Annotated in this window: 27 protein-coding genes; 13 read left to right on the top strand and 14 right to left on the bottom strand. The window is 46.7% G+C overall.

Translation table 11 applies throughout. The annotated features are described in order from the left end of the window. Positions 1-94 precede the first annotated feature (94 nt). The 3 genes from FC61_RS05020 to FC61_RS05010 are packed head-to-tail and all read left to right on the top strand — an operon-like array spanning position 95 to position 2,768. Positions 95-1,210: a YibE/F family protein gene (locus tag FC61_RS05020; protein WP_035464525.1), complete on the top strand. Its 1,116-nt coding sequence runs from the start codon at positions 95-97 to the stop codon at positions 1,208-1,210. After that, a complete protein-coding gene (locus tag FC61_RS05015) occupies positions 1,207-1,989 on the top strand; it encodes a YibE/F family protein (RefSeq protein WP_011668567.1) in 783 nt (260 codons plus the stop codon). The genes FC61_RS05020 and FC61_RS05015 overlap by 4 nt, the downstream gene beginning before the upstream one ends. 29 nt (positions 1,990-2,018) lie before the next feature. Further along, entirely contained in the window at positions 2,019-2,768 is a 750-nt protein-coding gene (locus FC61_RS05010) for a hypothetical protein (protein WP_035464529.1), read from the top strand. A 125-nt stretch (positions 2,769-2,893) separates the two neighbouring features. Here FC61_RS05010 and FC61_RS05005 read toward each other — a convergent pair whose 3' ends face one another. After that, positions 2,894-3,973 carry a peptidoglycan recognition protein family protein gene (locus FC61_RS05005; protein ID WP_035464542.1) on the bottom strand — a complete coding sequence of 360 codons (1,080 nt, stop codon included), beginning with the start codon at positions 3,971-3,973 and terminating at the stop codon, positions 2,894-2,896. Between the two features lie 327 nt (positions 3,974-4,300). After that, on the bottom strand, positions 4,301-4,792 hold the full coding sequence (locus FC61_RS05000) for a Fur family transcriptional regulator (RefSeq protein ID WP_011668564.1): 492 nt from the start codon (positions 4,790-4,792) through the stop codon (positions 4,301-4,303). 269 nt (positions 4,793-5,061) lie between these two features. On the opposite strand from FC61_RS05000, the gene FC61_RS04995 reads away from it, so the two are divergent. The 3 genes from FC61_RS04995 to FC61_RS04985 all read left to right on the top strand — a co-directional run bounded on the left by FC61_RS04995 (position 5,062) and on the right by FC61_RS04985 (position 8,144). After that, positions 5,062-5,751: a VIT1/CCC1 transporter family protein gene (locus FC61_RS04995; protein WP_021741772.1), complete on the top strand. Its 690-nt coding sequence runs from the start codon at positions 5,062-5,064 to the stop codon at positions 5,749-5,751. A gap of 11 nt (positions 5,752-5,762) precedes the next feature. Further along, positions 5,763-6,470, top strand: coding sequence for a VIT1/CCC1 transporter family protein (locus FC61_RS04990; RefSeq protein WP_021741773.1), 708 nt, complete (start codon positions 5,763-5,765; stop codon positions 6,468-6,470). A gap of 84 nt (positions 6,471-6,554) precedes the next feature. Next, positions 6,555-8,144, top strand: a complete 1,590-nt coding sequence (locus tag FC61_RS04985; RefSeq protein WP_024526439.1) for an APC family permease — start codon at positions 6,555-6,557, stop codon at positions 8,142-8,144. A gap of 60 nt (positions 8,145-8,204) precedes the next feature. On the opposite strand, the gene FC61_RS04980 is transcribed toward FC61_RS04985, so the two are convergent. After that, positions 8,205-8,651: a GNAT family N-acetyltransferase gene (locus FC61_RS04980; protein WP_021741775.1), complete on the bottom strand. Its 447-nt coding sequence runs from the start codon at positions 8,649-8,651 to the stop codon at positions 8,205-8,207. A 143-nt stretch (positions 8,652-8,794) separates the two neighbouring features. On the opposite strand from FC61_RS04980, the gene FC61_RS04975 reads away from it, so the two are divergent. Next, positions 8,795-9,838, top strand: a complete 1,044-nt coding sequence (locus FC61_RS04975; protein WP_021741776.1) for a lactonase family protein — start codon at positions 8,795-8,797, stop codon at positions 9,836-9,838. Positions 9,839-9,961: 123 nt separating this feature from the next. On the opposite strand, the gene FC61_RS04970 is transcribed toward FC61_RS04975, so the two are convergent. Genes FC61_RS04970 through FC61_RS04960 form a run of 3 tightly spaced genes read right to left on the bottom strand, consistent with a single transcriptional unit; the run spans position 9,962 to position 13,931 of the window. Further along, positions 9,962-10,879, bottom strand: a complete 918-nt coding sequence (locus tag FC61_RS04970) for a sce7725 family protein (RefSeq protein ID WP_021741777.1) — start codon at positions 10,877-10,879, stop codon at positions 9,962-9,964. Then, complete coding sequence (locus FC61_RS04965) at positions 10,876-11,568, bottom strand: hypothetical protein (RefSeq protein ID WP_021741778.1); 693 nt, start codon at positions 11,566-11,568, stop codon at positions 10,876-10,878. The genes FC61_RS04970 and FC61_RS04965 overlap by 4 nt, the downstream gene beginning before the upstream one ends. Further along, on the bottom strand, positions 11,565-13,931 hold the full coding sequence (locus FC61_RS04960; RefSeq protein ID WP_021741779.1) for an ATP-dependent DNA helicase: 2,367 nt from the start codon (positions 13,929-13,931) through the stop codon (positions 11,565-11,567). Before FC61_RS04960 ends, FC61_RS04965 begins: the two co-directional genes overlap by 4 nt. Positions 13,932-14,083: 152 nt before the next feature. Between FC61_RS04960 and FC61_RS04955 the strand changes: the two genes are divergently transcribed. Both FC61_RS04955 and FC61_RS04950 read left to right on the top strand, forming a co-directional pair. Next, positions 14,084-14,347 carry an HPr family phosphocarrier protein gene (locus FC61_RS04955; protein WP_011668552.1) on the top strand — a complete coding sequence of 88 codons (264 nt, stop codon included), beginning with the start codon at positions 14,084-14,086 and terminating at the stop codon, positions 14,345-14,347. 70 nt (positions 14,348-14,417) lie between these two features. Continuing rightward, positions 14,418-14,621 (top strand): hypothetical protein, encoded by a 204-nt coding sequence (locus tag FC61_RS04950; protein WP_021741780.1) that lies wholly within the window; start codon positions 14,418-14,420, stop codon positions 14,619-14,621. A gap of 56 nt (positions 14,622-14,677) precedes the next feature. Here the strand turns inward: FC61_RS04950 and FC61_RS04945 are convergent, their stop codons facing one another. Beyond that, the gene (locus tag FC61_RS04945) at positions 14,678-15,028 is read right to left on the bottom strand and encodes a hypothetical protein (RefSeq protein WP_024526442.1); all 351 of its coding nucleotides are present in this window, start codon (positions 15,026-15,028) and stop codon (positions 14,678-14,680) included. A gap of 280 nt (positions 15,029-15,308) precedes the next feature. Here FC61_RS04945 and FC61_RS04940 point away from each other — a divergent pair, with 280 nt between their 5' ends. The 4 genes from FC61_RS04940 to pstB all read left to right on the top strand — a co-directional run bounded on the left by FC61_RS04940 (position 15,309) and on the right by pstB (position 18,917). Further along, on the top strand, positions 15,309-16,199 hold the full coding sequence (locus FC61_RS04940) for a phosphate ABC transporter substrate-binding protein PstS family protein (RefSeq protein ID WP_011668549.1): 891 nt from the start codon (positions 15,309-15,311) through the stop codon (positions 16,197-16,199). Positions 16,200-16,267: 68 nt separating this feature from the next. Further along, complete coding sequence (gene pstC, locus FC61_RS04935; RefSeq protein ID WP_011668548.1) at positions 16,268-17,221, top strand: phosphate ABC transporter permease subunit PstC; 954 nt, start codon at positions 16,268-16,270, stop codon at positions 17,219-17,221. Next, positions 17,211-18,101, top strand: coding sequence for a phosphate ABC transporter permease PstA (gene pstA / locus FC61_RS04930; RefSeq protein ID WP_021740906.1), 891 nt, complete (start codon positions 17,211-17,213; stop codon positions 18,099-18,101). Before pstC ends, pstA begins: the two co-directional genes overlap by 11 nt. A gap of 12 nt (positions 18,102-18,113) precedes the next feature. Continuing rightward, positions 18,114-18,917, top strand: coding sequence for a phosphate ABC transporter ATP-binding protein PstB (pstB, locus tag FC61_RS04925; protein WP_021740905.1), 804 nt, complete (start codon positions 18,114-18,116; stop codon positions 18,915-18,917). Between the two features lie 42 nt (positions 18,918-18,959). On the opposite strand, the gene FC61_RS04920 is transcribed toward pstB, so the two are convergent. The 7 genes from FC61_RS04920 to FC61_RS04885 form a co-directional block, all read right to left on the bottom strand. After that, entirely contained in the window at positions 18,960-20,030 is a 1,071-nt protein-coding gene (locus tag FC61_RS04920) for an ABC transporter substrate-binding protein (protein WP_021740904.1), read from the bottom strand. Beyond that, a complete protein-coding gene (locus tag FC61_RS04915; RefSeq protein WP_021740903.1) occupies positions 20,027-20,830 on the bottom strand; it encodes an ABC transporter permease in 804 nt (267 codons plus the stop codon). The genes FC61_RS04920 and FC61_RS04915 overlap by 4 nt, the downstream gene beginning before the upstream one ends. Next, positions 20,827-21,651 (bottom strand): ABC transporter permease, encoded by an 825-nt coding sequence (locus FC61_RS04910; RefSeq protein ID WP_021740902.1) that lies wholly within the window; start codon positions 21,649-21,651, stop codon positions 20,827-20,829. Before FC61_RS04910 ends, FC61_RS04915 begins: the two co-directional genes overlap by 4 nt. Further along, positions 21,629-22,741 (bottom strand): ABC transporter ATP-binding protein, encoded by a 1,113-nt coding sequence (locus FC61_RS04905; RefSeq protein ID WP_011668542.1) that lies wholly within the window; start codon positions 22,739-22,741, stop codon positions 21,629-21,631. The genes FC61_RS04910 and FC61_RS04905 overlap by 23 nt, the downstream gene beginning before the upstream one ends. A 1,104-nt stretch (positions 22,742-23,845) precedes the next feature. After that, on the bottom strand, positions 23,846-24,265 hold the full coding sequence (locus FC61_RS04895) for a GNAT family N-acetyltransferase (protein ID WP_021740899.1): 420 nt from the start codon (positions 24,263-24,265) through the stop codon (positions 23,846-23,848). A gap of 176 nt (positions 24,266-24,441) precedes the next feature. Further along, positions 24,442-25,188: an alpha/beta hydrolase gene (locus FC61_RS04890; RefSeq protein ID WP_039106016.1), complete on the bottom strand. Its 747-nt coding sequence runs from the start codon at positions 25,186-25,188 to the stop codon at positions 24,442-24,444. 141 nt (positions 25,189-25,329) lie between these two features. Next, positions 25,330-26,313 (bottom strand): HoxN/HupN/NixA family nickel/cobalt transporter, encoded by a 984-nt coding sequence (locus FC61_RS04885; RefSeq protein ID WP_021742927.1) that lies wholly within the window; start codon positions 26,311-26,313, stop codon positions 25,330-25,332. Between the last annotated feature and the right edge of the window lie 13 nt (positions 26,314-26,326).

The raw sequence follows: 26,326 nt of genomic DNA, 5'->3' as shown, positions 1-26,326 counted from the left end.
AATTTGCTTAAAATTTTTGTTACGGGTCAACGCCCCCGTCAGAAAGTGGTATATTGGGAACAATTCAGCAACAGGTAAGGAAGGGACGGGCAACATGCATTTTTTGACAACGAAGCGCGGACGCCTGTGGGCCTGGCTAGTCACGCTACTCATTGGTGGCCTATTGGTTTGGGGAACGCAGCACGATGCTCGCATTTATCATGATCCGATCTTACAAGTGACCCAGGTTAAGACGGGGACACCAACTAAGGAGACCGATGATTTCCATAATGTCGATCGCCAGACTAAGCAGACCTTAACCGGCAAGCTTTTAAATGGTTCTCACCGGGGACGGCAACTGATAATTACGAATACCTATTCGCAATCGGGGGCTATGGACCAGCGATACCATGTGGGGAGTCAGCTCTTCGTGGTCCTACATACGCATGCGGATGGTCACCTTAGTGCGACGGCTAAGGATATAAAGCGTGATACACCACTCGTCTTTATGCTGTGGTTAGTTGTGGGGCTATTACTGCTCATCATGCAATTTAGTGGATTTATGGCCTTTCTCAGTGTGGCTGCCAATGGGGTCTTGTTCTTATTGGCGATTTTACTAAATGGATCGACGCAAGGGGCACAGGTCTTATGGATTTTTGGCAGCTTGGCCGTTGTTTTTGCGGCACTGACACTATGGTTGGTGTTAGGGGCCAATCGCCAGATGGTGATTACCTTAGCGACGACGTTAGGGGGAACGGCGTTCTCTATTATCGTGGCCTTACTCGTCTTTCATTTCACCCACGAAAAGGGCATGTATTATGAATCCATGCAGTATGTGACGCAATTGCCACGACCACTGTTCTTGGCAGAAACCTTACTTGGGTCGCTAGGAGCCGTCATGGATGAGTCGACTGATATCATCTCGTCATTATTTGCCTTAAAACGAGAGCGTCCCGAATTATCAGCTACTCAAGTCTTTAAGTCTGGTCGCCAAATTGGCAGTACGATTATGGGGCCACTGATTAATGTGCTCTTCTTCATTTTTGTGGCGGATACATTCCCTATGGCGATGTTGTACCTCAAAAATGGGAACAGTTGGGGCTACACCTTTTCGATGAACATGTCGATGGGGGTTGTTCAAAGCTTGATTAGTGGGATTGGCATTGTCTTGGCCGTTCCTCTGGCGAGCTTTTTGGCTAGTCGGTTCATGGAAAAGAAGGTGATGGCATGAGTACAATTACGGCGTTAGGATTAGTCCTGCTAGTGCTGATGATTCTGGTCGGGGGCAAAGCCGGTGCCCAATCATTTCTAGCCCTCATTTTGAACTTTGGGCTCTTGTATCTCGCTATTGTGCTGGTGGCGTTTCACTTCTCACCCTTGATTGTGACGTTAGTCGTGGGAATGTTAGTGTTAGCGCTGACCATCTTCATGAGTAGTGGGGATGATCTGTCGAGCACGGTTGCCTTTATTGCGTCGGCGGTGGTGTTAGTGGTCTTAATTGCTTTGATTGTCCCAGTTGAGCATTGGGCACTGGTCCAAGGGTTCGGTCCCGAAGATAGTGAGGACTTAGAAGGGCTGTCGGTCTTAGTGGGGATTAACTTCATTCAGGTAAGCACCGCCACAGCCATTTTAAGCACGCTAGGGGCGATTGCGGAGGCAGCCATGGCAATTGCTGCGGGCTTGAGTGAAATCCTCGAGCAGCACCCACAGGTCCCATTAAATGACTTGTTAAAAGATGGTATCGATGTCGGCAAACAAATTATTGGAACGACTTTTAATACGCTATTCTTTGGGTTCTTTGGTGGCTTCTTGGCACTATTCATTTGGTTTACCGGCGTGCACTACTCATTTGGGGAAATTCTGAATGATAAAATTTTTGTGGCAGAGATTCTCATGATCTTGTACGCAATGGTCAGCGTGATTCTGACGGTGCCAATTACGACTTGGGTCATGACTCGCGCGGTAGCTGGTAAACGAAAACGAGCGGCGAAAGAAGAGACTCCCAAGTGAAGACTCATTAAAAATGGAAGTGAAAAGTTGTGCGCATTGTATGTACGGTTAAAAATATCAGAATTATGAGAACAAGAAATTTAGGTTCAATGGATTCAGAGGTTATATTTTCGAATTACGAGCTTGCTGGGGAATTTCCGGCTTATGATCGATTGGCTGATTTTATGTGGCGACTTTTTAAAGAGAAAATTATACCAGAAGGTTTTGAAATTGAAGATAATGATGACGAGATAGACAAAACGGCAACTCGTATTCAAGGAAGATTTTGGGAAGATGGTGATTTTTATCCGCCAACCTTGGCATTATTAAATCATGGAAATGCTGCTAAATACTTATTGTGTTGTACTAGTAAATCTTTAGCTACGACTTACCAAATCTGGTTTACTTTAGATAAAAAAAGAGTAGGTCTTTACGCCTTTGATATGAAGAATCTGCATGCAGTAATTACTGATAAGGACAAGACTTACACGTTTGACGATGAAGGAAATAAGGCCGAAGGATTTGAAATGTTTGAAAATATTACTAGGCCTTTGTGGGAATTAGCAGCTAATACAATTATGTTTGCTCAGGATGGAACAGAAGATGAAGGAACTCTGGATTTTGCAAAACCACGTTGGGTTGATGCTAGTAATATTTTGACAAGCTTAAGCAGGGACGGCAATAAGTGCCATTTGACTGGTCGACTACCAGACAATAGTTATCACGCTGATATGACCTTCGAATTTCGAGAGTTGTTGGGAGACGAATTTGATGAGTTTGTAGATGCGAATGATCTATAACAAGATTATCGTAAACGAAAAGCGTTAGGAGATACACGTCCTAACGCTTTTTATGTGGAATTAGAAAATTGGTGAACTAATAATCCAAACAAAAACCGCCTAACGCAATCGTTAGACGGTCATTATTAGTTACTGCTGCTTGAGCTTGCAATACTTGAACTAGCAGCACTGGTGCTTGAGCTGCTAGCATTGGATGATTCGACGCTAGCAGATGTTGCCGTTGCCGTTGTGGTAGCGACATCCTTGATGCTGGTTAAGTTACCAGAGTAGACCCAGTAACGTTTCGTACTGTTCTTAGATGGCCGAATACGGTACCACATGGACCCAGTACTCTTCTTAGCCGTCATGTCGATGTAGTAAGTCTTACCAACCTTAGGTGAAATCTTGGACCAACTTTGTTTAGTGGCATTCTTGTTGGACCCCTTGACGTGGTTGTATAGGTAGTAGCTCTTGTACTTGCTACTTAACTTAGCTTGTTTATTCACTGACGTGTAGGTTGCGTTTACCAATTTGGTGTGTGAGGTACTGAAACCGTTATAGTACTTTTTCACCATCTGGTAGAACATTGCCATCGTGTAGCCTTGGCCAAAATACTTCTTCCCAGTTGCTGAGTAATAACCAACGGGGTCAGTATGCGTTGAGCCACCTAAGTGACTGGCAACGGACCCATGTGACCATACGGTACCTTTGCCATCATAAGCAGCATCGTTAGGCTTAAGGTTGTATTCTTTCAGCAAGTAGGCGGTGTACCAAGCAGCGTTAGCAACTTCGTGTGCAAAGGCAGACTTACTGTGGACTTCAACTTGTTCAAATTGAACGAAACGAGAGTTACCAGGGGAACCAACACCCCAAGCCAGGTAATCCGTATTAGCGATATTAATAATCCGGGAACCATCAACGAAGCTATGCACGAAAGCGTTTTGGTAATTATTCTTCATATAGGCAATTTCATTATAGATCGTTGATGAGGGGTTAGCCGTTTCATGAACAACAACCCCTTCTGGCTTACCCTTACCGTGGCGATACTTGTACTTCGGGAAGCCACTCCAAATTGATTTGGTAATTTTAGCTGGCGTGATGTTTTTACTTGAAATATAGCTATTAACCTTGGAAGTCGCTGCGGAAGCGGTCGTTGTGGACGTTGATAATCCAAAAATTCCGGCGGCACCAAGGGTAGCCAGTGTGGTTAAAACGATTTTGTGCATGTTCACCCTGATCATCCCTCAAATCTTTCTAGTCATTAATTACGACAACCAATAAATTGGTTGCTCAGTCGGTGGTTGTACGATTCGTTATCCACTATAACATGTTAGACGCTAACGACAAGCGTCAAATCAGGCTTTCTGCGTAATATTACGCGGGAACGCGCGGTGGTAACAGCATTTACCTAGCGTGTTTGCAAATAGATTAAAACTTCACGACAGGACGTAACCTATCTGTAACATTGACATGGCGCCGTTTGTTCCCGTTCGCGAGTCGTAGTGCACGCAAAAAACAGATCGTCCGTTGCGTCGGCGACCTGTGCGTAATGGTTACTTAGTTGGTTGGGTCCATCCCTGTTGTTCAGGATCGATGTGCAGCTTTCGTTGACATTCAGGGCAGATCCCGTGAAGTTCAACGTGATTGCTAGTGACCAAGTAGTGGGTTTGTTCTCGCGTTTGGTGGTTTAAGTTAGCCTCAACTGCGGCGATATTAGGGGCAAAAACATCGGTAATTTTTCCACAATTTTCACAAATAATGTGGTAGTGTGGTCGGCCGTAAAAATCATAACGCAGCCCGCCCTTATCGTTGGGGAGGGCAATGACGATGCCCAGGTCAACAAAGAGATTTAATGTGTTGTAGACGGTCGCCATGCTGAGATTAGGCAGTTCATCCTCTAAGGCGTGAAATAAGGTTTCCACTGAAGGGTGATTGTGATGTGCGACCAGGTACTTTAAGATAATCTGGCGTTGCGGGGTGACCCGTACTTGATGTTCCCGCAGTAATTGAATGGCCGCGTTAAGTTCTTGTTGTTGCGTTGCCAAATCTAAAGTCTCCTTTCTAAGAATCACTCTAGTTTAAGTCTATTAAAACACATTTTAACAGGACTTCCAGCAGAAAGCTCTAGTTTAGAATAAATCGTCACAAAAATGAAAAATAAAATCTAGAGAGGTTTACTTTTATGACGGATAGAGTACAATGGATTCAGTAGCAGATAAGAATTATTCTAAAGAGAGATAAAAATTGACTATCCCTAACTTTTTGAAAGTAAAGCTGATTAGATGGGGATTGTTGCAGATGGGGTGGCGTAAGAATGGAAACAAAAGTGAAGAAGACTGCAACGTTGGCACAACGGATCAACGTCTTGCGGGCGAGTGTCATGGGGGCCAATGACGGGATTTTGTCGGTTGCCGGAATTGTTGTTGGGGTTGCGGGTGCGGCAACCAGTAGTTTTGCGATTTTTATTTCTGGCATCGCTGGCATGATTGCCGGGACTGTGTCCATGGCCATGGGGGAGTATGTGTCAGTTAATACGCAAAAGGATGCCCAGCGAAAGGCGATTGAGACGCAAACCACCGCTTTAGACGATGACTATGAGGCGGAGTTTGGCTTTGTGCGCGATAAATATGTTGCCAGTGGGATTAAGCCGGAATTGGCAGAGCAGGCGACTAAAGAAATGATGACCCGCGATCCATTGAAAACCACGGTACGCGAGCGTTTTGGGTTTAATGTTGGTGAATATACCAATCCATTTTCTGCGGCGATTGCATCCATGATCTCATTTCCAACTGGGTCTATTCTGCCATTGGTCTCAATTACATTATTGCCTAAAGACTATCGGATCGTGGGGACCTTCATTGCGGTGGTCGTGGCCTTAGCGATTACCGGCTATATTGCGGCGGTATTGGGAAAAGCCAACCGACGGAATGGGACGATGCGGAACGTCATTGCGGGAATTTTGACGATGCTAGTGACTTACGGCATCGGGCACTTATTTGCTTAGGGGGCAGTTAAATGGCAGCAAATCAACAGGTACAAATCAAGAAGGTTAAGCAACACCAGACGATGGATGAGAAGCTCAACACGCTGCGTGCTGGGGTATTAGGGTCAAATGATGGTATTTTAACGGTCGTTGGTGTGCTATTCAGTGTGGCCGCCGCAACGACCGATCAGTTTACGATTTTTATTGCGGGGCTAGCCGACTTACTAGCCTGTGCGTTTTCCATGGCGTCAGGGGAATATGCTTCAGTCAGTACACAAAAGGATACTGAAAAGGCGGCCGTTGCTAAGGAAGAACGGCTGTTAAAGACCAACTATGCCGACCAACTGGCCGCCGTGCAGCAATTCTATGAAGATCGGGGTGTGACCGCGGAAACCTCGTTAGCTATTGCTAATGACTTAATGGCTAAGGATGCCCTGGCAACGGTCGTTAACGTCAAAGAAGATATTCAATTAGGGCACTACATGAATCCGTGGAACGCGGCCTTCTCCTCGCTGTTTGCCGCGGCCTTGGGCGGAACTTTTCCTTTAGTCGCCATGTCACTCTTTCCAGCAGCTACCCAGTGGCCGGCAACGATTGTAGCCGTATTATTGTCCGTGACATTAACCGGGTATTTGAGTGCCAAATTGGGTCATGGACTCGTGAAAACCGCAATTATCAGAAACGTTATCGTGGGAATTATCACGATGTTTATTCACTATTACGTGGGTCAGTTCTTCTAACAAAACTATTGTTCTTTTCTTATTGCAATGTCAGAAAGCTAGTGTAAAATTAGTCAAATATCTTTTGGAAATGAGGAATTTGGCTTGAAGCGTAAGATGAGTTTGTTTTCGTTAGTCATGCTAACGCTGAGTGCTATCATCGGGTCTGGATGGTTATTTGGCGCGGGGATGGCAGCCCAGATCGCCGGACCAGCGGCGATTATCTCTTGGATTTTGGGTGCCGTTATTATTGGCTTAATTGCTTTAAATTATATTGAACTGGGAACGATGTTTCCCACGAGTGGCGGGATGAGTCAATACGCCGCATTTTCACACGGTCCGCTGTTGGGGTTTGTTGCGGGGTGGTCTAATTGGCTATCGCTACTGACCATTATCCCCATTGAAGCCGTAGCTGCTGTGCAGTACATGAGCTCTTGGCCGTGGGCGTGGGCCAATTGGACCCGCGGCTTTTTGCGGCACGGGGACATCACTAATGAAGGGTTAGTCATTGTTTTCTTATTTATTCTGGCGTTTACCCTGCTGAATTTTTGGTCCGTCAAGTTGCTCACGCGGTTTACCAGTTTTATTTCGATCTTTAAATTAGCGATTCCTACGTTAACGATTCTGGTACTGATCGGGACGGGATTTGAGCCGCAAAATTTTGGTCATGCGGCCGGGTTTATGCCCAGCGGCACGGCAGCAATCTTTTCGGCAACTACGGCGGCCGGCATTATCTTTTCATATAACGCCTTTCAAACCACGATCAACATGGGCAATGAAATTGCGCATCCCGAACGCAACATCTTATGGGGAATTGTGATTGCCTTTGGGATTAGTGCGGTGATCTACACGTTGCTACAGGTCGCCTTTATTGGTGCCGTGCCAGCTAGTGCACTGCAGCACGGGTGGCAAGGGGTGAACTTTGAGTCACCGTTTGCTGACCTGGCGATTTTGCTGAATCTAGGGTGGCTGTCAACGTTGTTGTACCTAGATGCCTTTGTTTCACCATTTGGTACTGGGGTTTCATTTGTGGCGACCACGAGTCGAGCACTCGCCGCGATGACTGGTAGTAAGCACATGCCGACAAAGTTAGGTGAAGTTAATCGTAAATACCAAACGCCACGACGAGCCATGGTTGTGAACATGTTGCTGGGGGTTGTGTTGGTGGCTGGTTTTCGTAATTGGAGTGCGCTGTCGAATGTTATCTCGACATCGACGCTGATTGCGTATTTAACGGGGCCGGTGACGGTGACAGCTTTACGGCGACAAGCGCCCAATTTTAGTCGTCCCTTTCGCTTAGCCGGTTTACGGTGGTGGGCACCACTCGCTTACGTTTTAGCGAGTCTAGCAATTTACTGGGCAAAGTGGCCCACGACGATTGAGGTGTTTGGCGTCATTGCGTTAGGCCTGATCTTCTATATTTACTATGAAATTCGTCGTCCAGCTGGTTGGCAGGCGCTGCAAGCAAGTCTGCGGGGCAGTCGCTGGCTGTTGTTAGAGATGATCTGGTTAACCGTCATGTCCTTGATTGGAAGCCATGAATTTGGCGGTACCGGTTGGGTGACTTATCCCCTAGATTTTGTTTTGGTGGTCATCGGGAGTCTGGTGTGCTACTACTTAGGGGTACGAGACGCTTACCGCAGTGAGTCTTTTGAGATTGCGGTTGATCTGAACAAGCGAGTTAATGAAGATTAATCCATGCAATTAAATAGCCACCATCTGCGGTAGTGGGTCTACCGAGGGTGGTGGCTATTTTTAATGTTGTTGCCAAATCCAGTCGTTATTCTGAGTGGTGAAACCGGCCGCAGCTAACACCGTTGGTTCAACGTGGGCACTTTGACTGAGGGTCATGGTTTTGAGTTGTAACTCGTCTTGACCAAAGTGCACGAGACGGTCAATGATCTCTTGTTGTTCCACAGCTGTTAGTCGTCGTCCTTGAATGGTCAGCTGACTTGTGCGTGTGTTGAGATCTAAGTGTGTAAAGCCACCCCAGCCAATTAGTTTGTGTGTTTGGCGGCGTTCAATCCCCCAAGTCAGGGCAGTTTGGCCCATCGTTTGTTGCATGGTTGCGTTTACCCAGTCAGCCGTTTCGGCCAGATCTTGTTTGGTCAATTCGGCGACATTTTTAAGCTTAAACTGGGTTAGCCAATCAAAGCGAAAAATGGGGGTTAGTAGCGGGTGATACCCTTCAAAGCTAGACATGTCTGGTGCATCCTTTCCGTTTCAGTTCATTAATCATATTGTACCGGTCTTTTGCTCGTTGAGCCAGTGACTTAATCGCTGTTTGACTGGGAGCTGTGCTATACTTGAAAGTAACATTGGTAAGTTGAAAGGGGTAGCACAATATGACGGAAGAGTTTTATATTGGGACTTATACCAAACGGATCAGTCGCGGGATCTATCGGGTAAGTGTGGATACGACCACACCCAAGCTGATGGATTGCGAATGGTTAGCTTCTGCAGGAAGCCCAACCTACATCGCGAAGTCTAACGCCAAGCGGTTATACGTTATCAATAAGAAAGAAACTGATGGTCAAACACATGGTGGTCTGATTATCTATGATATGTCGGAAGACAAGCCGCGAGCGATTCAACAACTCTTAGATTTGGGTTCGTCACCAGCTTATGTGGCCGTTGATGAAGACCGGCAATTAGTCTATACGGCCAATTACCACACGGCTGCGGTTGACGTCTACGCAATCAATCCGGATGGCACCCTGAAGCGGACAGATCAAGTAATCGATCAGGACCCGGTCGGCCCGGCACCAGAACAGGCTGATGGGCCCCATCCCCATTTTGCTGATTTAACGCCAGATGACCGATTAGTCGTGTGTGACTTAGGCTCTGATCGGGTTTACGTGTACGATGTCTCCACAACTGGCAAGTTGTCAGCGGTTAGTCACCTTGACTTACCAGCTGGCTATGGCCCGCGGCACATTGTTTTTGATGCTAAAAAGGGTGTGGCTTACTTAGTTGGTGAGTTGAGCAGCAACGTGGCAACATTAAGCTACGATGCGGCAACGGGAACGTTTACGGTAAAGACCATTGTCTCAACGATTCCAGACGATTGGACGGCCCATAATGGGGCAGCAGCGATTCGGTTAAGTGCTGACGGTAAGTTTGTTTATGTATCTAACCGTGGCAATAACTCGCTAGCGGTGTTTGCCAGTGATGAGGCTGGTCAGTTGACGTTGGTTCAGCGGATTTCAACAGAAGGCGACTTCCCGCGTGACTTTAACTGGACTGCCAACCAGCGACTAGTGTTAGTGGTAAACCAAAACTCGGATAATGCTTCGTTATTTGAACGTGATGCGCAAAGCGGCAAGTTAACGTTAGTTCAAAAAGACTTTATGGTGCCAGAAGGTGTCAGTGTCTTACCCGCTAAGTAAAGCGTGTACAAGATAGTTACGCCAAAAGCTCGAGACATTCGTCTCGGGCTTTTTTACGTTTAGTCAAGGGGAGAATGTGGAAGTTATCCGCTTACCGATTGGCGAGTTATGTTGTTTCGTTGTTTAAGCTGGGTAGTGTTGGGTAAAGTAGGCCGCCATCGTTTGTAAATGATGAACGAGACTTAGACGTTTAACGACGCCGAGACCCGGAAAATGCTGTTGTTCGTGATAAGCTGCTAGTTGCTTGGCCGCCGGTGTTTGAACGGCTGTTGGCTGTTGCGGTAACCAAGCGGCGAGTTTCACAACAGCCTGAAAGAATTTTTCCTTGGGGTGGCTAAAATCAGTGCGGTCGTCAGACACAAACCGATGAATACGTAGTTGTTCACCGGCAAAGTAAGTGAGATGTAAGGTGACGGCTTTAGCGGGATAGCCATGTTCACTATAATAGTGACCGCCAATGGTGTAGTCACTGACCCCTTGATAGCCCAAAAGATCCGCGAGAACCCAGTCATCACTGAAGAAGCCATCAACGAGGTTCGCGTAGGTTTGGTCATGATCGGGTAACCACGCATGATCGAAGAGGCTGATACTCGACCGGGATACTAACTGACGTACGCGAGCCTCGGGCGGAACCAGCAGATAGGTGGGGGTTTCCAGCCACCCAGCATGTTGCACGGCGACTAGTTCGTCATAGTGATGTGCGATAAGCAAGGTTGGTTGATCAGTGCTAGGCGTGACATCGTCGGGAAGGGTTGTGGGCGTGAGAATATGTCCGACAATCAAGTTGGGATCATTGGCCCACTCATGCCAGTCGTGGAGCTTTTGTTGGGTTAAGGCATAGTCGCTAACGGTCGGGTTAGCGATGACGACGAGCGGATGGTTAGCTGCCATGAAAGCCGCAACGGTTTGTGGCAATGCCCGAATATCTCGGACGGGCTCAATGATGGGAATAATATTAGGTGGTAGGCAGCGTTGTTCAGCAATGTCTTTGAGGGCGAGTAAATCGTACTGACGACCGCGAAAATAAGGAAAATACATCATGGGCGCTGACTCCTTAACTGTTCAAGTAACTGGTGGTGTTCCAGATTAAGGGCGTCTAATTCGTCTTGCAGGGCGGTTACTGCCGTTGTTTGGGTGTCCTCAATAAACTGGTCATAAAAATTGGCTTCTGGATCATAGACGTCATAGTGTTGATGGCGTTTTTTGAGTTCCTGATACAATCGTTCAGTACTGAAAGTTTTGAGCCCAGTTGCCATCTGCTTGGCCTTATGGACTTCTCGAGCTTGTGCCGCAATGAACCGGGTGGTGAGCTGACTAGCTGGTACTGCCAGTTCGCGACGACGTGGTGGTCGCATAACGGTTAGATAGCCCGGTGCCGTGGGTGTTTCAGTCGCAGTCGCTAGCAATTCTTTGGTAAACGGCCGATAGATCAGCACACCGATCCCCGCGGGAATTTCAGTGGCAACAGCTTGATACAGCTTTAAGGGCAAGACGAAGTAATTATAGTGGCCAACAAAGGAGAGTTTGGCTTTAGAATGAAAGTCGCTTTTGGTCACTTTCAGTTCGTAACAGCGCCACTCAATATCGCCGCTAGGTAGTTCTTGATAACTGAGGGTATCGACAATACCAGCATCGTTAGGCATGGTGACCTCTTCGACGGCCATCGTACCGGTCTCACGACAGTAATCGTAAAGGGTACGTTCTAAAGCCAGTGTTAGTTTGGTTTTCATTCAGATAGGGCCTCCTGGTGCCAGAAATCATGGATAGCAGAGCTTAATTGTTCAGGACGATAGAGCCGCTGGAAGTGCTGCCAGTGACTTGGATAAAGTTGGGTGTAGCGGGGACTCGCAAAGCGTTGATCCATAAGTAAGATAACGCCGACGTCATGTGATCCACGAATCAGTCGTCCAGCAGCTTGAAAGACGTTATTGAGTCCCGGAAGTTGATAAGCAAAGGCAAAGCCCTGATGTGAGCGTTCATCAAAGTAATCACGCAAGAGGTTGGTTTCCGGATTGATGCCGGGAAGGCCAACACTGACGATGCCGACGCCGATTAGCCGGTCGGCTTTTAGATCGATCCCTTCGGAAAAAATGCCCCCTAGTAAGGCAAAGCCCACCAGTGTGGTTGTCGGGTTGGCCGTAAAGCTAGCGAGAAAACGACTGCGATCTGCTTCGGCCATTTGAGCTTGCTGACAAACGGTTTGAATTTGGGGGTAGGCCAATTGAAAGGCTTGGCTGACAGTGAGGAGATAGCTGTAAGATGGCAGAAAGATGAGGTAGTTGCCCGTCTTACCATCGACCAATGTTTTGATTGCTAATAAAATATTAGCCAAATTGGCATCGCGTTTATTGTAGGTGGTTTGAATATAGTTCGTGACAAGAATTGCTTGATTGGTCGGTTTAAATGGTGATCGTAATTGATAGGCCAGACTATCCTGGTCACCACCCAGAACAGTTTGGTAATAATCAAGTGGCGATAAGGTCGCCGAAAACAAGACGGCACCGTGTCCTAGAGCCAGGCTATCAGCTAAAAAAGCACTGGGGTCTAGACAGAGCTGTTTTAAGGTGATTTGACCGTCATCAATGGTTAGGCGCATGCGGTAGGTGTCATCATAATAATCGGCAATCCGTTGATAGCTAATGGCCATGAAGTAGTAGTCGAGGATGGCTTGCGTGAACGGTGTCTGTGGTTGGTCCACTAACCAGTCGTGGACGGCTTCAACTAGCCGTCCCAGATCGTGTTCAAAATTTTCGGGTGGGGTCATGAAAGTACTGTCGGTTTGGCCGGCGTCAATTAAGGGCGCACAAATATCGTCAAATGTTGCCCGTAAGTCCTGCAACCGGCGACGAAGCTTAGGCGTAGCCTGCTCAGTATCGCGACTGAGAGCGATTAGATGATCTAAGGGATGACTACTCATCGCAGCGGAGTACATGTCACGTGATCGGCTTACCAAGTTGTGGGCTTCGTCAATTAAGAAGAAATTATCGGGATCACTAGTGGCAAAGAACCGTTGCAAATGAACTTGGGGATCGAACAAGTAGTTGTAGTCCCCAATGATAACATCACAGAACAGACTTGCATCGAGCTGAAATTCAAAGGGGTCTAAGGTATGTTTGCGGGCGACTTGCTCAATAACCGGTCGTGTTAGTTGGTCATGATGTTCCAATAAATCGAGCAATGCCGGCTTTAAACGGTCATAATAACCCAGCATGTAGGGGTTATCTTCGGGTGCTAGGTCTGCTTCTTCGGGAAACTTGATTTTATCCTTGGCGGTGAGCGTAATACTTTTCAGTTTGAGGCCCTGAGAAGCCATAAGTGTAATAGCTTCTTCGGCCACCCGCCGCGTACTTTGTTTGGCAGTTAAATAAAAAATCCGTTGGATCAGGCCTTCGCCGATTGCTTTAATGGTGGGGAAAAGCGTGGAGATGGTTTTCCCCGTACCAGTTGGGGCTTCGGCAAAGAGCCGTTTACTAGTAACGATGGTTTTGTAGACAGCGACGGCTAGTTCGCGCTGCCCGGGGCGGTAGTGATCGAAGGGAAAGGTGAGTTGTCGAATGGTCGGGTCGCGGCGTTCTTGTAGATCGGCGCGAAATTTTAACCAAGTGACGTATTCAGCAATGACTTCGTCAAAGAAGGTCTTAGCAGCTTCTTTGGTGATGACCTGTTCTGTTTGTGTTGTGGTTTCCGTGTTGGTTTGAAAATAAGTTAACGTCAAGGTCACTTGTTCTAACGCTGGGAACTTTTGCATTAAGAGGTGGGCATAGAGTTTTACTTGGGCCCAGTACAAGGTCAACGTATTGTCCTTAAGTTGGTCAAAGACCGTTTCGGATGTTTTAATTTCTTCGATGGTGGCGTGCGTGTCGCTTAAAGTAACGCCATCTGCGCGACCATGAAGGAGATAGTCTTGATTGTTGAGGGTCAAGGGCAGCTCAAGATAGTATTCTTTTTGATAGTTACTGTCTCGCTGCTTTTGTAGTCGTCGATGAATCCGGGCCCCTAGTTGAGCCGTATTTTGACTGCCAGATGTGGCACTGAGATCGCCGGTACGTAGAGTAAATTCGACTAACTCACGGACCCCAAGTTTAATTGTCATAAGCCACTAACGCCTCCATATTATGGCAATATCATACCATATTTCATTAGGAGATTGAACGCGTGTTCGAAGTTAGCCAATTTTGGCAAAGTGGTTGTTAGGGATTGGCAAAGCTTGTGTAATTGCTTACAATGAAGCCAGAGGTGATTTAGATGAAGACGATTGGTATTCCCTTATATGGTACAACCCCGAAGATTGATGAGACAAATGCACTGCAGCAGATCTGTCAACGCTATACGGGAACGGCTAAGATTGTTGTGCGTGATACTGAACTGAATCCGCAGTTGGCGGCCGAGGTTGCCCAATTAGGTGAGCACGGGGGCGACTTTATCCGAATCGTGGCTGACGGCCCAGATGAGGCGCAATTGGTAGCAGCCATTCACCAACAACTTGTGAAAGATAAGTATTGTTATTAGCTGCTTGACGCTTTTCAACTAGTTCGATATGCTCGACTTAATGAGAAACTAGTGGGGAGGCGCAACGTAGATGAATGAAGAGCAGGTTGCCCGATTGTGCGCTATCGCGCCGAAATATGGGTTAACGTTAGCGCATGAAGGCCTGATTATTACTAAGATTAACCAACAATCGACAACCTTTGATACGAGCAAATATATGCCGGATCAGTTTGTTGATTTGTTGGCCAAAATTATTGCAACTCAAATGAAAGCCGATTTGTGGCAGTGGCAATAAATAGTGAAACGAAAAAGACGTGAGGGCTGCCCTCACGTCTTTTTTGTGTTTGTCTGTTAAGCTTCTTCCCACCGATCGAAGTCTTTGGCATGTTGGGCGAGGTACGTTATTGCTTCGTGAGCCAATGCTTCACTAGCAGCAGTGAAGTCATGGGGGGTATCCGCCTCATCAGCATCCGCTTCATCACGTAAAAAGCCGGCGGCAACATCGAGATATTTGGTGCGACGACCAACGCCATCGTCTTTTAATAAGGTGTCTAATCCCGTTAAATCGGGTTGGGCAGCCGCGGCTACTTGTTGGGCGAGATCAGGTTGAGCCCCCAATTTAGCTGCCGCATAATCCATCAGAAAGTCATTCATATCAACAATAATTGCGTGGCGAGCCGCGCGTTCATTCTTCTTTGCCATAATTAGTCACTCCTTAGTTTCATTCTAGCCACTTTCGGCAAATGACGCAATTAATCGACCGACCGTTTATAAAATAATCGTGTTTGGGGATTAACTAACTAGGGATCAATCCGTATTTTGCCATTTTGGTAACATTTACCGAAAATTTACACGAATGCGACGAAGAATACATATTCATCCCTTAGAATCGGGATTGTAAGTTAAGGGGAAGCACCACGAGCCTAGCACTTAGCTTACATTGTGGTGGTTCAACTATTTTAAAAGACATGGAGTGACAGAGATGAATAAGGGATCAAAGTTAGCAATGGGGATTGCAGCAATTAGTTTGTTATTAGTAGGTTGTGGGAAAGCTACGAGCTCCACGAGTAGTAAGAGTAGCAGTGCAGCACTCTCGGGGAAAGTTACCGCAGTGGGGTCGACCGCTTTACAACCACTAGCAGCTAAAGCGGGGTCGAACTTTATGACTAAGAACGGCAAAGTTAATCTGACAGTCCAGGGGGGCGGCTCAGGTACGGGATTGAGCCAAGTGCAATCTGGCGCGGTATCAATCGGTAACTCTGATATCTTCGCTGAGGAAAAAGACGGTATCAAGGCCGACAAGCTAACGGATCATAAGGTCGCTGTTGTGGGGATGGCACCTGTCGTGAACAAAGATACGGGTGTTAAGAACTTGAAGATGGCGCAGTTAAAGCAGATCTTCATGGGGAAGATTACTAACTGGAAAGAAGTCGGTGGTAAGAACCAAAAGATTGTCATCATCAACCGCGCGCAAGGTAGTGGCACCCGGGCAACTTTTGAAAATGCTGTCTTGAAGGGCGCTACCGCCGTTAAATCCCAAGAACAAGATTCTAACGGAGCCGTTCAAAAGATTGTGGCAACGACACCAGGCGCCATTAGCTACCTTGCTTTTTCATACTTCACCAACAAGCTACAAGCCGTTTCGATTGATAACGTGACGCCAACGGACAACAATGTTGAAACGAACAAATGGAAAGTTTGGTCATACGAACACATGTATACCAAGGGAACACCGGACAAAGCAACCGCCGCATTCTTGTCTTACATGAATTCCAAGACGGTGCAAAATGGCTTAGTTAAAGACATGGGTTACATTAGTATTCATGACATGAAAGTAACTAAGAACGCCAAGGGTGTTGTTACCCAAAACTAATTTTCTAGTAGGCAACGGGTGGAGGTGCAATTAGCGCATCTTCATTTTTTTAAAGGGGGGTCAACCTGATGGAACAAACACATTCACAATTACGTAAACCAGATGCCCAGCCTAACGAATGGGCTGTGCGCTTACACCATGCCACCCGGGCAACTCGGGAAGATTGGTTGGGGAAAGCCATTAGTTACTTATGTATTGGCGTGATTATTTTGGTGGTGGCGTCAATGCTCTGGTTCATTACATCTAAGGGGATTGCAACGTTCACGCAAAATCATGTCAGCTTAGGCAAGTTTTTAACGGGAACGAACTGGGCGCCCGACCAAGGCCAAATCGGCGCGCTGCCCATGATTGTCGGCTCGTTTGCGGTGACCTTTGCCGCCGCACTCGTGGCGACACCGTTTGCAGTAGGAACCGCCATTTTTATGACTGAGATTTCACCAAATCGAGGACGAAAATTATTGCAACCAGTCATTGAGCTGTTGGTGGGGATTCCCTCCGTCGTTTATGGCTTCATTGGCTTAGCGGTGGTAGTGCCCTTTATGCGCCATTTAGTCGGCGGTTCAGGATTTGGGATTATCTCAGCGACTTTCGTCTTATTCGTCATGGTCTTACCAACCATTACGTCGATGACCGTTGATAGTTTACGGTCAGTACCGCGCTATTACAAGGAAGCGTCACTGGCATTGGGAGCGACCCGCTGGCAAACTGTTTCGCGGGTAATTCTCCGGTCAGCGACACCAGGAATCTTAACGGCGGTGATTTTTGGAATGGCGCGGGCTTTTGGGGAAGCCTTGGCCGTTCAAATGGTCATTGGTAATGCAGCCATCATGCCTAAGAATTTAATTTCACCGGCGTCTACACTGACCAGTCAGTTGACTTCTGGAATTGGCGATACGATTGATGGAACCTTACCTAACAACGCCTTATGGTCGTTAGCACTTATTTTATTACTGATGTCATTGGTCTTTAATGCATTAGTTCGGATCATTGCTAAAAGGGGGCAGCTAAAGCATGAACGCTAAACGGAAAGACTTTCTGGCTACGATCATGATTAATTTGATTGTAGCGGTTGTCGTTGGGATTTTGGTCTTCCTATTGGCCTATATCTTGATTTCTGGCTTGCCACACGTTAGTTGGTCATTCTTAACTGGAACGACAGATGCGTTTAGTGGTGCTGGCGGAATTGGGGTCCAACTGTTTAATTCCTTTTATCTATTGGTCTTAACCATGGTTATCTCTATCCCCATTTCATTGGGCGCCGGAATCTATCTGGCCGAGTATGCGAAAGATAATTGGCGAACGAGTCTGATCCGGTCAGCCATTGAAGTGTTAAGTTCACTGCCTTCAGTTGTCGTCGGGCTGTTTGGCTTTCTGCTATTCGTTGTGCAATTCAAGATTGGTTTCTCAGTGATTTCAGGGGCGATTGCGTTGACCTTTTTCAATTTACCATTGCTCACCCGAAACATTGAAGAGTCGTTGAGTGCGGTGTCTCGTAGCCAACGTGAGGCCGGGCTTTCACTAGGATTATCTAAGTGGAAGACTGAGATTGGGATTATTTTACCAGTAGCACTACCGGGAATTGTTACTGGTGTGGTATTGAGTGCCGGCCGGGTCTTTGGTGAAGCCGCGGCTTTGATTTATACAGCGGGGCAAAGTGCACCCGTTACGAATTTTGCGGATTGGAATCCAATGGATGCAGCTAGTCCATTGAATCCATTACGACCAGCCGAAACGTTAGCCGTCCATATCTGGAAGGTGAACACAGAAGGTTTAGCCAGCAATGCCGCACAGTTATCGGCAGCAGCCTCAGCAGTACTGATTATTGCGGTACTGATCTTTAATCTGGGGGCGCGGGTGCTGGGAATGTATCTATATCGGCGTGTGACGGCTAGCAATAAGTAGGAGGGGACGGCAATGTTAAAACAGTATTCATTTGACAAAACGGCGGTTCAATCCTTTGCGGCCAACACACCGTTAGCGTTACGAACCGAAGATTTACAGGTGTTCTATGGTGCCAACCATGCCATGCACGACGCGGATCTGGCTTTTCCTAAAAATCAGATTACGGCATTGATTGGGGCTTCTGGTTCGGGGAAGTCAACTTATTTACGGTCACTGAATCGGATGAACGATGGAATTGCGACGGTCACTGGAAAGATTTGGTACCATGGCGTTGATATCAACGAACCAGATGTGAACATTTATGAGATACGGCGACATATTGGGATGGTCTTCCAGCGGCCAAACCCGTTTGCTAAGTCAATTCGTGAGAACATTGTGTATGCACTACGGGCCAACGGGATTAAGCGTAAGGCCGAATTGAATGAGCGGGTTGAACAAAGCTTGCGTGGGGCCGCTTTGTGGGATGAGGTTAAGGATAATCTGGACAAGAGTGCCCTGTCGCTATCTGGTGGGCAGCAACAGCGGTTGTGTATTGCCCGCTCGATTGCGATGGCGCCGGATGTTTTACTCCTAGATGAACCGTGTAGCGCGTTAGATCCGATTTCAACCGTTAAAGTCGAAGAGACACTATTAGAGTTGCAGAAAAAATACTCGATTGTGATTGTGACGCACAACATGCAACAAGCGTCACGAATTAGTAGCCAGTGTGCGTTCTTCCACTTGGGACACGTCATGGAATACGCACCGACGACAACGATGTTTAGTAATCCACAGATTCCAGTAACGCAGGATTACGTGGCCGGAAGTTTTGGTTAGTCAAAAAGGCTGTGGGCAGTGCCCACAGCCTTTTTCGTGTACTTAATGATGCATTTTAAATTCAAGATAGCGATCGTTATATAACTCAACCTTAGTGGGTGACAGATCACGATAGACTTGTAAGTGTCGGAGTGTTTGCTCGTCGGGATAAAATTGGCGGTCATTGCGAATGGCCTGTGGTAAGCGTTCTTTAGCCCGCTGGTTCGGTGTCGCGTAACCAATATAGGTCGCGTTTTGGGCGGCATTATCCGGTTGGCTCATAAAGTTTAAGAATGCGTAGATGGCCTTAGTGTGTTGGGCCGTCTTGGGAATAACTAGATTGTCAAACCACAAATTGCTGCCTTCACGTGGGACCACGTAGTGTAAATGTGAATTACCGGCCAGCATTTCGGCTGCTTCACCGGACCAGTCGACGGCCAGTGGTGCTTCATCTTGAATCATGTACATTTTAATTTCATCGGCGACAATGGCTTTGACGTTAGGTGATAATTGATCCAATTTTTTTTGAGCCGCTAGCAATGTTTGTGGATTGGTCGTGTTCATGGACTTTCCCAGTGTGATTAGAGCCATACCCATGATATCGCGTGCTGAATCGATTAACATAATTTGCTTTTTCCACCGGGGTGACCACAAATCTTGCCAGTGTTGCACTTCGCTGGCCTTGACGTACTTATCATTGTAAACAATGCCTAATGTGCCCCAGAAGTAGGGGATGGAGTAACGGTTATCGCGGTCAAATGATTGATTTAAGAAGCGTTGATCGTAGTTTGCCCACCCGGTGAGCTTCGACTTATCCAATGGTCGAAGAAGATGGGCGCGTTTCATCTTAGCAACCATGTATTCACTAGGGACGGCCAGATCATAATGCGTGCCGCCTTGTTGAATCTTAGTATACATTGCTTCGTTACTATCAAAGGTTTCGACATTGACGTGGTAGCCAGTTTCCTTTTGGAACTTTGTCAGTAGGCTGGGATCAATGTAGTCGCCCCAATTATAAAGATTAAGCACCTTACTTCCAGTGCTCCCACTAGAGCGTTCCAACGACTGACTCGAATAGGCGAGCAGACCACAAATGGCGATTAGGGCAATTGCTAAACTGAGTAGTCGTTTCATGAGATCGCCCCCCGTTTACGTTGTTTGCGCTTTTGACTGACCTGCTGAATCCAGTAATAACCACCGACAAGTAGCAGAGAAAAGAGGAACATAACACCCGATAAGGCATTGATTTCCAGGTTAATGCCTTGACGGGCACGGGAATAGATTTCAACTGATAGGGTAGAAAAGCCATTACCCGTGACAAAGAAGGTCACGGCAAAATCATCTAGTGAATAAGTTAATGCCATAAAGAATCCGGCAAAAATTCCGGGAGAAATAAAGGGAATGATGACCTGTGAAAGTAATTGGCGGGTTGTTGCGCCGAGGTCCTGAGCGGCATCAAGCATCGAGGCAGACATTTCTCTGAGACGAGGCAAGACCATCAGGACAACAATGGGAATTTCAAAGGCGATATGGCTTAACAGTACCGACCCAAACCCCAATGGAATCTTAAGCATCGTGAAGAAGATTAAGAAACTAGCCCCAATAATAACATCGGGAGAGACCATGAGTACGTTGTTGAGGGTCAGTAGAGATTCACGAGTAACCCGTTTGGTGGTGCGGTTGATCCCTAGGGCGCCCAGCGTTCCAATTAACGTCGCAATTAGCGAGGAGAGCAGAGCGACTAGTAAGGTGTTGGCAACAATTGCTAGCATTCGGGAGTCGCTAAATAACGTTTGATAGTGTCGCCACGTAAAGCCGTGATAGTTGGTCATGGTATCGCCTTGGCTAAAGGAGTAGGCGATTAAGAAGACGATGGGAGCGTACAAAATGATAAAAACCACGATGAGGTAAAGTTGGGTGAATTTTTGTTTCATCGGGGAGCGCCCCCTTTCGGCTTCTGGTCACCAGTTAGTGTCATGACGATAATCATGGCAATAATTAAGACGACCCCAATCGTTGAGCCCATTCCCCAGTTCATCGTGGTTAGAAAATGTTCTTCAATCGCTGTTCCGAGCGTAATGACTTTATTGCCACCGATTAACCGCGTCAACATGAAAAGTGATAAAGAGGGAATAAAGACAGCCTGAACGCCAGCTTTGACCCCTGGCAGTGTTAATGGAAAAATCACACGTCGAAAAGTTTGCCAGTTGCTGGCGCCGAGGTCCCGACTGGCGTTGATAAACGCGGGGTTGAGGTCATCTAAGGCATTAAAAATGGGCAGAATCATGAACGGAATCTGAATGTAAGTTGCCACAAAGATAAAGCTGGCATTGGTAAACAGAATTTGTTGCGGGCCAATGCCGATGAAGGTTAGAAATTGATTGGCTAACCCAGCTTGGCTAAAAATACCGATAAACGCATAGGCCTTGAGCAAGATGTTAATCCAAGTGGGCAAGATAACCAATAATAACCAGAATTGGCGGTGTTTTAATTGGTGGAGAAAATAGGCAGTTGGATAGCTAATGAGACCGGTAAATAGGGTGATTAGTAGGGCGTACCAGACTGAATTCACCGTCATTTTAAGATAAGTCGCTGAGGCAAAATAAGTGCTGTAATTAGCTAGAGTGAAGTGATGACCCAGATCAAAGAAAGACTGGTAAATGATTAACGCGACTGGCGCAATCACAAAGAGCGCCAGCCACAGACCGTAGGGGATGAAATACAGCCAGGTTTTACGTTTCGTCAAAGCGATCATCCTCCGTTCCTTCATAAGTCTCAAGTCGGGCATCAAACTCAGCTTCCTTTTCACCAAAGCGCATGACATGGAGGTCTTGTGGTCGGAAAGTTAGGCCGATTTGGTCGCCGTCTTCGGCGGGATTGACTGAATGAATGAGCCAATCATTTCCTAAGCCATCAGTAGCGGCAATTTCATAGTAGTCCCCACGGAAAAGCTGGGTATTGATGGTTACCGTCAACTTGGCGTGGGCCAAGTCCGTCAGAGTTAAGTCCTCTGGTCGAATGACAATCTCGACGGGTTCATTGACCGGAATTCCGGCATCTGCGCATTCAAACTGATGGCCCCCAAAGGCGACTTGAAAATCATCAATCATTTTACCGGGTAAGATGTTACTCTCGCCAATGAAGTCTGCCACAAAGTGATTGATGGGTTCGTCATAAATGTCCACTGGCGAGCCACTTTGGAGGATTTCGCCCTGATTCATGACAAAGATTTCATCACTCATCGCGAGCGCTTCCTCTTGGTCGTGGGTGACGAAGAGAAAGGTAATACCCAGTCGTTGCTGAAGGTCGCGGAGTTCATATTGCATTTGCCGCCGCAATTTAGCATCCAGAGCAGACAAGGGTTCGTCAAGCAACAGAACCTGTGGCTGCATGACAATGGCTCGGGCAATGGCAATTCGCTGCTGCTGGCCGCCAGACAGTGCACTAATAGCGCGATCTCCATAGTCGGCCAGTTGGACGAGACGTAGCGCCTGATTAACCCGTTCGGCAATTTCTGATTTGGGCCGTTTCTGTAAGGTGAGTCCAAAGGCCACATTTTCGGCGACAGTCATGTGTGGAAAGAGGGCGTAGTCTTGAAAGACCGTATTGACATTGCGCTTGTTCGCAGGTACATCATTGATTCGTTTCCCGGCAAATAAAATGTCACCGGTGGTAGCATCAGTGAAGCCGGCAATGGTCCGTAAAATGGTGGTTTTACCACAGCCCGACGGCCCAAGCAACGTATAAAATTTACCAGATTCGAGCGTTAGATTAATGTTACTCAAAATGGTGTTGTCAGCATAACGTTTTGTAACTTGATGAAGTTCAATGATTGGTTGAGTCATCAGGCGCCTCCTTTAGATGATTAAATAGTGTGGGATGAAACGATGATAACCCTACTGATTATAGCGGGTTTACCGGGAAAAAGGAACGAAAAAAGATGCTAAGGATCGAGATAATTAAGGGGCATAGCAAACGGCCTAATTATAGAAAATCAAGTGGCGCTAATGAAATAGACAATGTGCCGGATACGTTTAGAAATCGCGGATGATGGAAACTATTCCATAATGACCCTTTAATAAATTAAAGGAGAAAAGAATTTTAATTTGGATAATTAGTAAACATACTGATACAAATAAAGATAGTTTTTATTTGGAAGTGCTTAAGCTGGTGATATGGAATTGCTTAGTTATGAATTGATGTTTGAAAGGGGAGGAATGCATTATGAAATTGGGATTAAAAAAAGATTTTTTAAGGCGGGGCACTTTTGGATTGGTGTATTTATCTTATTGGTTGCAGTAATAGGATTTCAAGGAGCACAAGACAGTTTTGACTTTATTATAAGTACTGTCAATGCAATTTTCGGGACTATAAACTTGATAGTGGGGATTTTTGTTAGGGAGTAGTATTCGGAGAGCTATGTCACGGCCCCTTTCTAATACATAAATGATTCAACGTTTACACAAGATATTTTACGTCCTCCATCGAGATAATTAAGGGATATGGCAAACGGCTCAATTATAGGGAATCAAGTAGAACTAATGAATAGACAATGTGCCGGATACATTTATAAATCGGAAGAGTAAGAAGAACGTACCAACTAAAAATGGACACGGTCCTGGTATGAGGGCCGCGTCCATTTTTAATTAATAGGTAATGATGGTTGAGTGTAGCCTGCTACAATTCAAGAAGGTTAATCTTGGTAAAGAATTGTTTGCCACCAATTTGGTAGCGACTGTGGTATTCAGGAAAGCATCGTCAACCAGCACAAACCGTTCATCTTTTCCGGGAAAACGGATGATGATATGCCAATTGAATACTATAGTCGATATACAGTTGGTGACCAAACCTTCAGTACATTAATCGGTAGCGTTCATGACTAGGTAGGGGTGAATAACGCCATGTAAAAGGACGAGAAAATTCGCTTTTCTCGTCCTTTTACTAGTCAGTTAATAACGGCGATCCAAGACAAATGCGCGTCCGTAATCTTGCGGTAGGACTTCTCGAAAGCCTAATGACGCATAGAAAGCCTGTGTTCGTGGTTCGGGATCAGTGATTAGTACGGTTTGACCGATCGCTGCATGTTGGTTTAAGAAACAGTGAACTAGGGTCGTGCCAACTTGTTGGCGCTGTTTAGCCGGCATCACCAGAATATCTTGAATGTAAAGAATGGTGTGATTATCAGTGATTCCGCGAATCAGCCCGATTAAGTGACCTTGTTCGGTCGCCCAGAGAACAGTCGAATGGTCAAAGGCCGCTAAGGTATTGGCTGGGTGTTGTAGATAAGCCGACCAACCGACACTTCGGTAAAGTGCTAGGAGGTCATCATTCGTTACTTCAGTGGGACGTGATTGCGTGTATTTTATCATTTTATTTTAACCTTTCCTTGGCATTAACTTAGCAGAAAGGATCAAAACGTTTTTTTGTCATCAGCTATCATCTCTTTGATGCCCTAGTATACACGCGGGTTACAGATGAAACAACAAAAATTAAAAGAAGATGAGAAAACGTGACGGCTATGGTGAGTTAGGATGATCGTTGTGCTTTATTCCAATAGAAATTTCGTCGTTAATGCCAACACCGATTGACGAGCAGCGCCGTCTAATCCGTGACTAGCACCAGGAATCAAATGTAAGTCGCTTTGTGAATAACTAGCATGATAACGTTTGGTGGCAGTATCACTGACAACTTGATCATTAGTCCCGTGAATCAGACAAACGGGACCGGTGAATCGTTGGGCCGTTTCGTAAATCGGTAAGGCCTGTGCCGTACGCAGATAGAATCCGCCGAGCACGCGGGTGGTATCTAATGGCAGCTTTTCCGGGATATGATCGGGATCGTAGACGAGGCCACGCGTTTGACCAGCTAAAGCGTCGGTTTTAAGCGTAGCTGCTGGTGCTAACAGTACTAGCCGATGAATCCAGTCAGGATAGTACCCAGCGAGCATGCTTGCCACTACGCCGCCCTGAGAGTGGCCTAGTAAGTCAATGTGTTTAGGTTCTAATCGGTGGTGAACCGCGGTGAGCACGGCTTGGGCATCGGCGATTTCGTTGAGAACGGTCATATGCACAAAATCCCCATCGCTTTGACCATGACCGTTAAAGTCAAACCGTACGGTGCTAATCCCCACCGTTCGTAGCCGGTTAGCCAATTGATTTAACAAGGATGTTGGGGCATAGCCGCGATTCCCAGTAAACCCATGCATTAAGATAGCAATGGTGCCATTGGGCTGAGTAGCCGGTTCGTAAATGCCAGCCAAAGTGAGACCGTCACGTTGGACGTTAAATTCCATATTCAAGATCCTTTCTTAATTAGACGAGCTGTATGAACAGGATCAGCATAACTGAAGTTAGTCTAAATAGCATTTATTTTATAGTTGAAAATACCAAAAAACGCCACCCAGTCTTAACTTACCGAGTAGTGTCTTCCAGTTCTATTCTGCTAGTTTATGTGTTTTACGATGCCAACTCAAGTAGGCTGCGGCCCACACGATCAGCAGTAGGGCGACCAGATAATAACCCACCTGACCGAATTCCAAGTTTCCCAGCCATAGCCACATCCCACTGGCTTTCTTCATGAGGCTGACGCCCACTTGGAGCAATTCGATGTTGCCAATCATAAAGGCGGCAATGACCGAAATCGCGGTAACGGTCAAGTTATAATGTCGTTTGCGTTCCGGTGTGGCAAATGCCCACTGGTAAGCACCAGTCATCATAACAGAGTCCGTGGTATCCATGAGGTTCATTCCGGCAGCGAAGAGCAGCGGAAAGGCAGCCACGCCCCAACCAACCGCCGTTTGCGCATGGCCTGCCGAGAGGGCAATCAAGGCAATTTCCGTAGCCGTATCAAAGCCGAGGCCAAAAAGAAAGCCAATCGGATACATTTGCCAGCTATGATTAATCAAGCGGAGGAGTGGCGCTAAGATTCGTGTTAGGAAGCCCCGTTGTTGTAAGAGCTCGTCCGTGGTGGTAGCCGATTGACGAGTTGTTCGATACAAGTTGATAAAGATTAACAAGTTTGCAAAAGCTAAGATTAACAAAAAGCTCCCAGATACCAAGCCACCGATTCGACCACCCAGAATTTCTAAAATCGGTAGGTGTTGCTTAACTAAAGGCATCGAGATGCTGACGACTAAGATTAAGAGACACACTACCGTGGAATGGCCCAGCGAGAAGTAAAAGCCCACTCCCGTTGCGGGTTGGCGCTGATTCACCAGCTTGCGAACGGTATTGTCAATGGCGGCAATGTGATCGGCGTCAAAGGCGTGGCGGAGGCCCAGTGTGTAAGCCAGTAAGCCGAGGCCCCAGAAAGTTGGCTGTTGGCTAGCGGCGAGCCACAGACAAAGAAGCGCGATGGCATGTAGCAAAAAAGAGAGAAGATAGTAGGGAAGCGCTGCGGTAAAGATCAGCTTTTTCATTGAAAGAAACGTC

The sequence above is a fragment of the Levilactobacillus brevis ATCC 14869 = DSM 20054 genome, assembly GCF_001433855.1.
Lineage (GTDB): Bacteria > Bacillota > Bacilli > Lactobacillales > Lactobacillaceae > Levilactobacillus > Levilactobacillus brevis.
The sequence above is the reverse complement of the archived record's forward strand: the minus strand, read 5'-3'. Positions and strand labels throughout refer to the sequence as shown.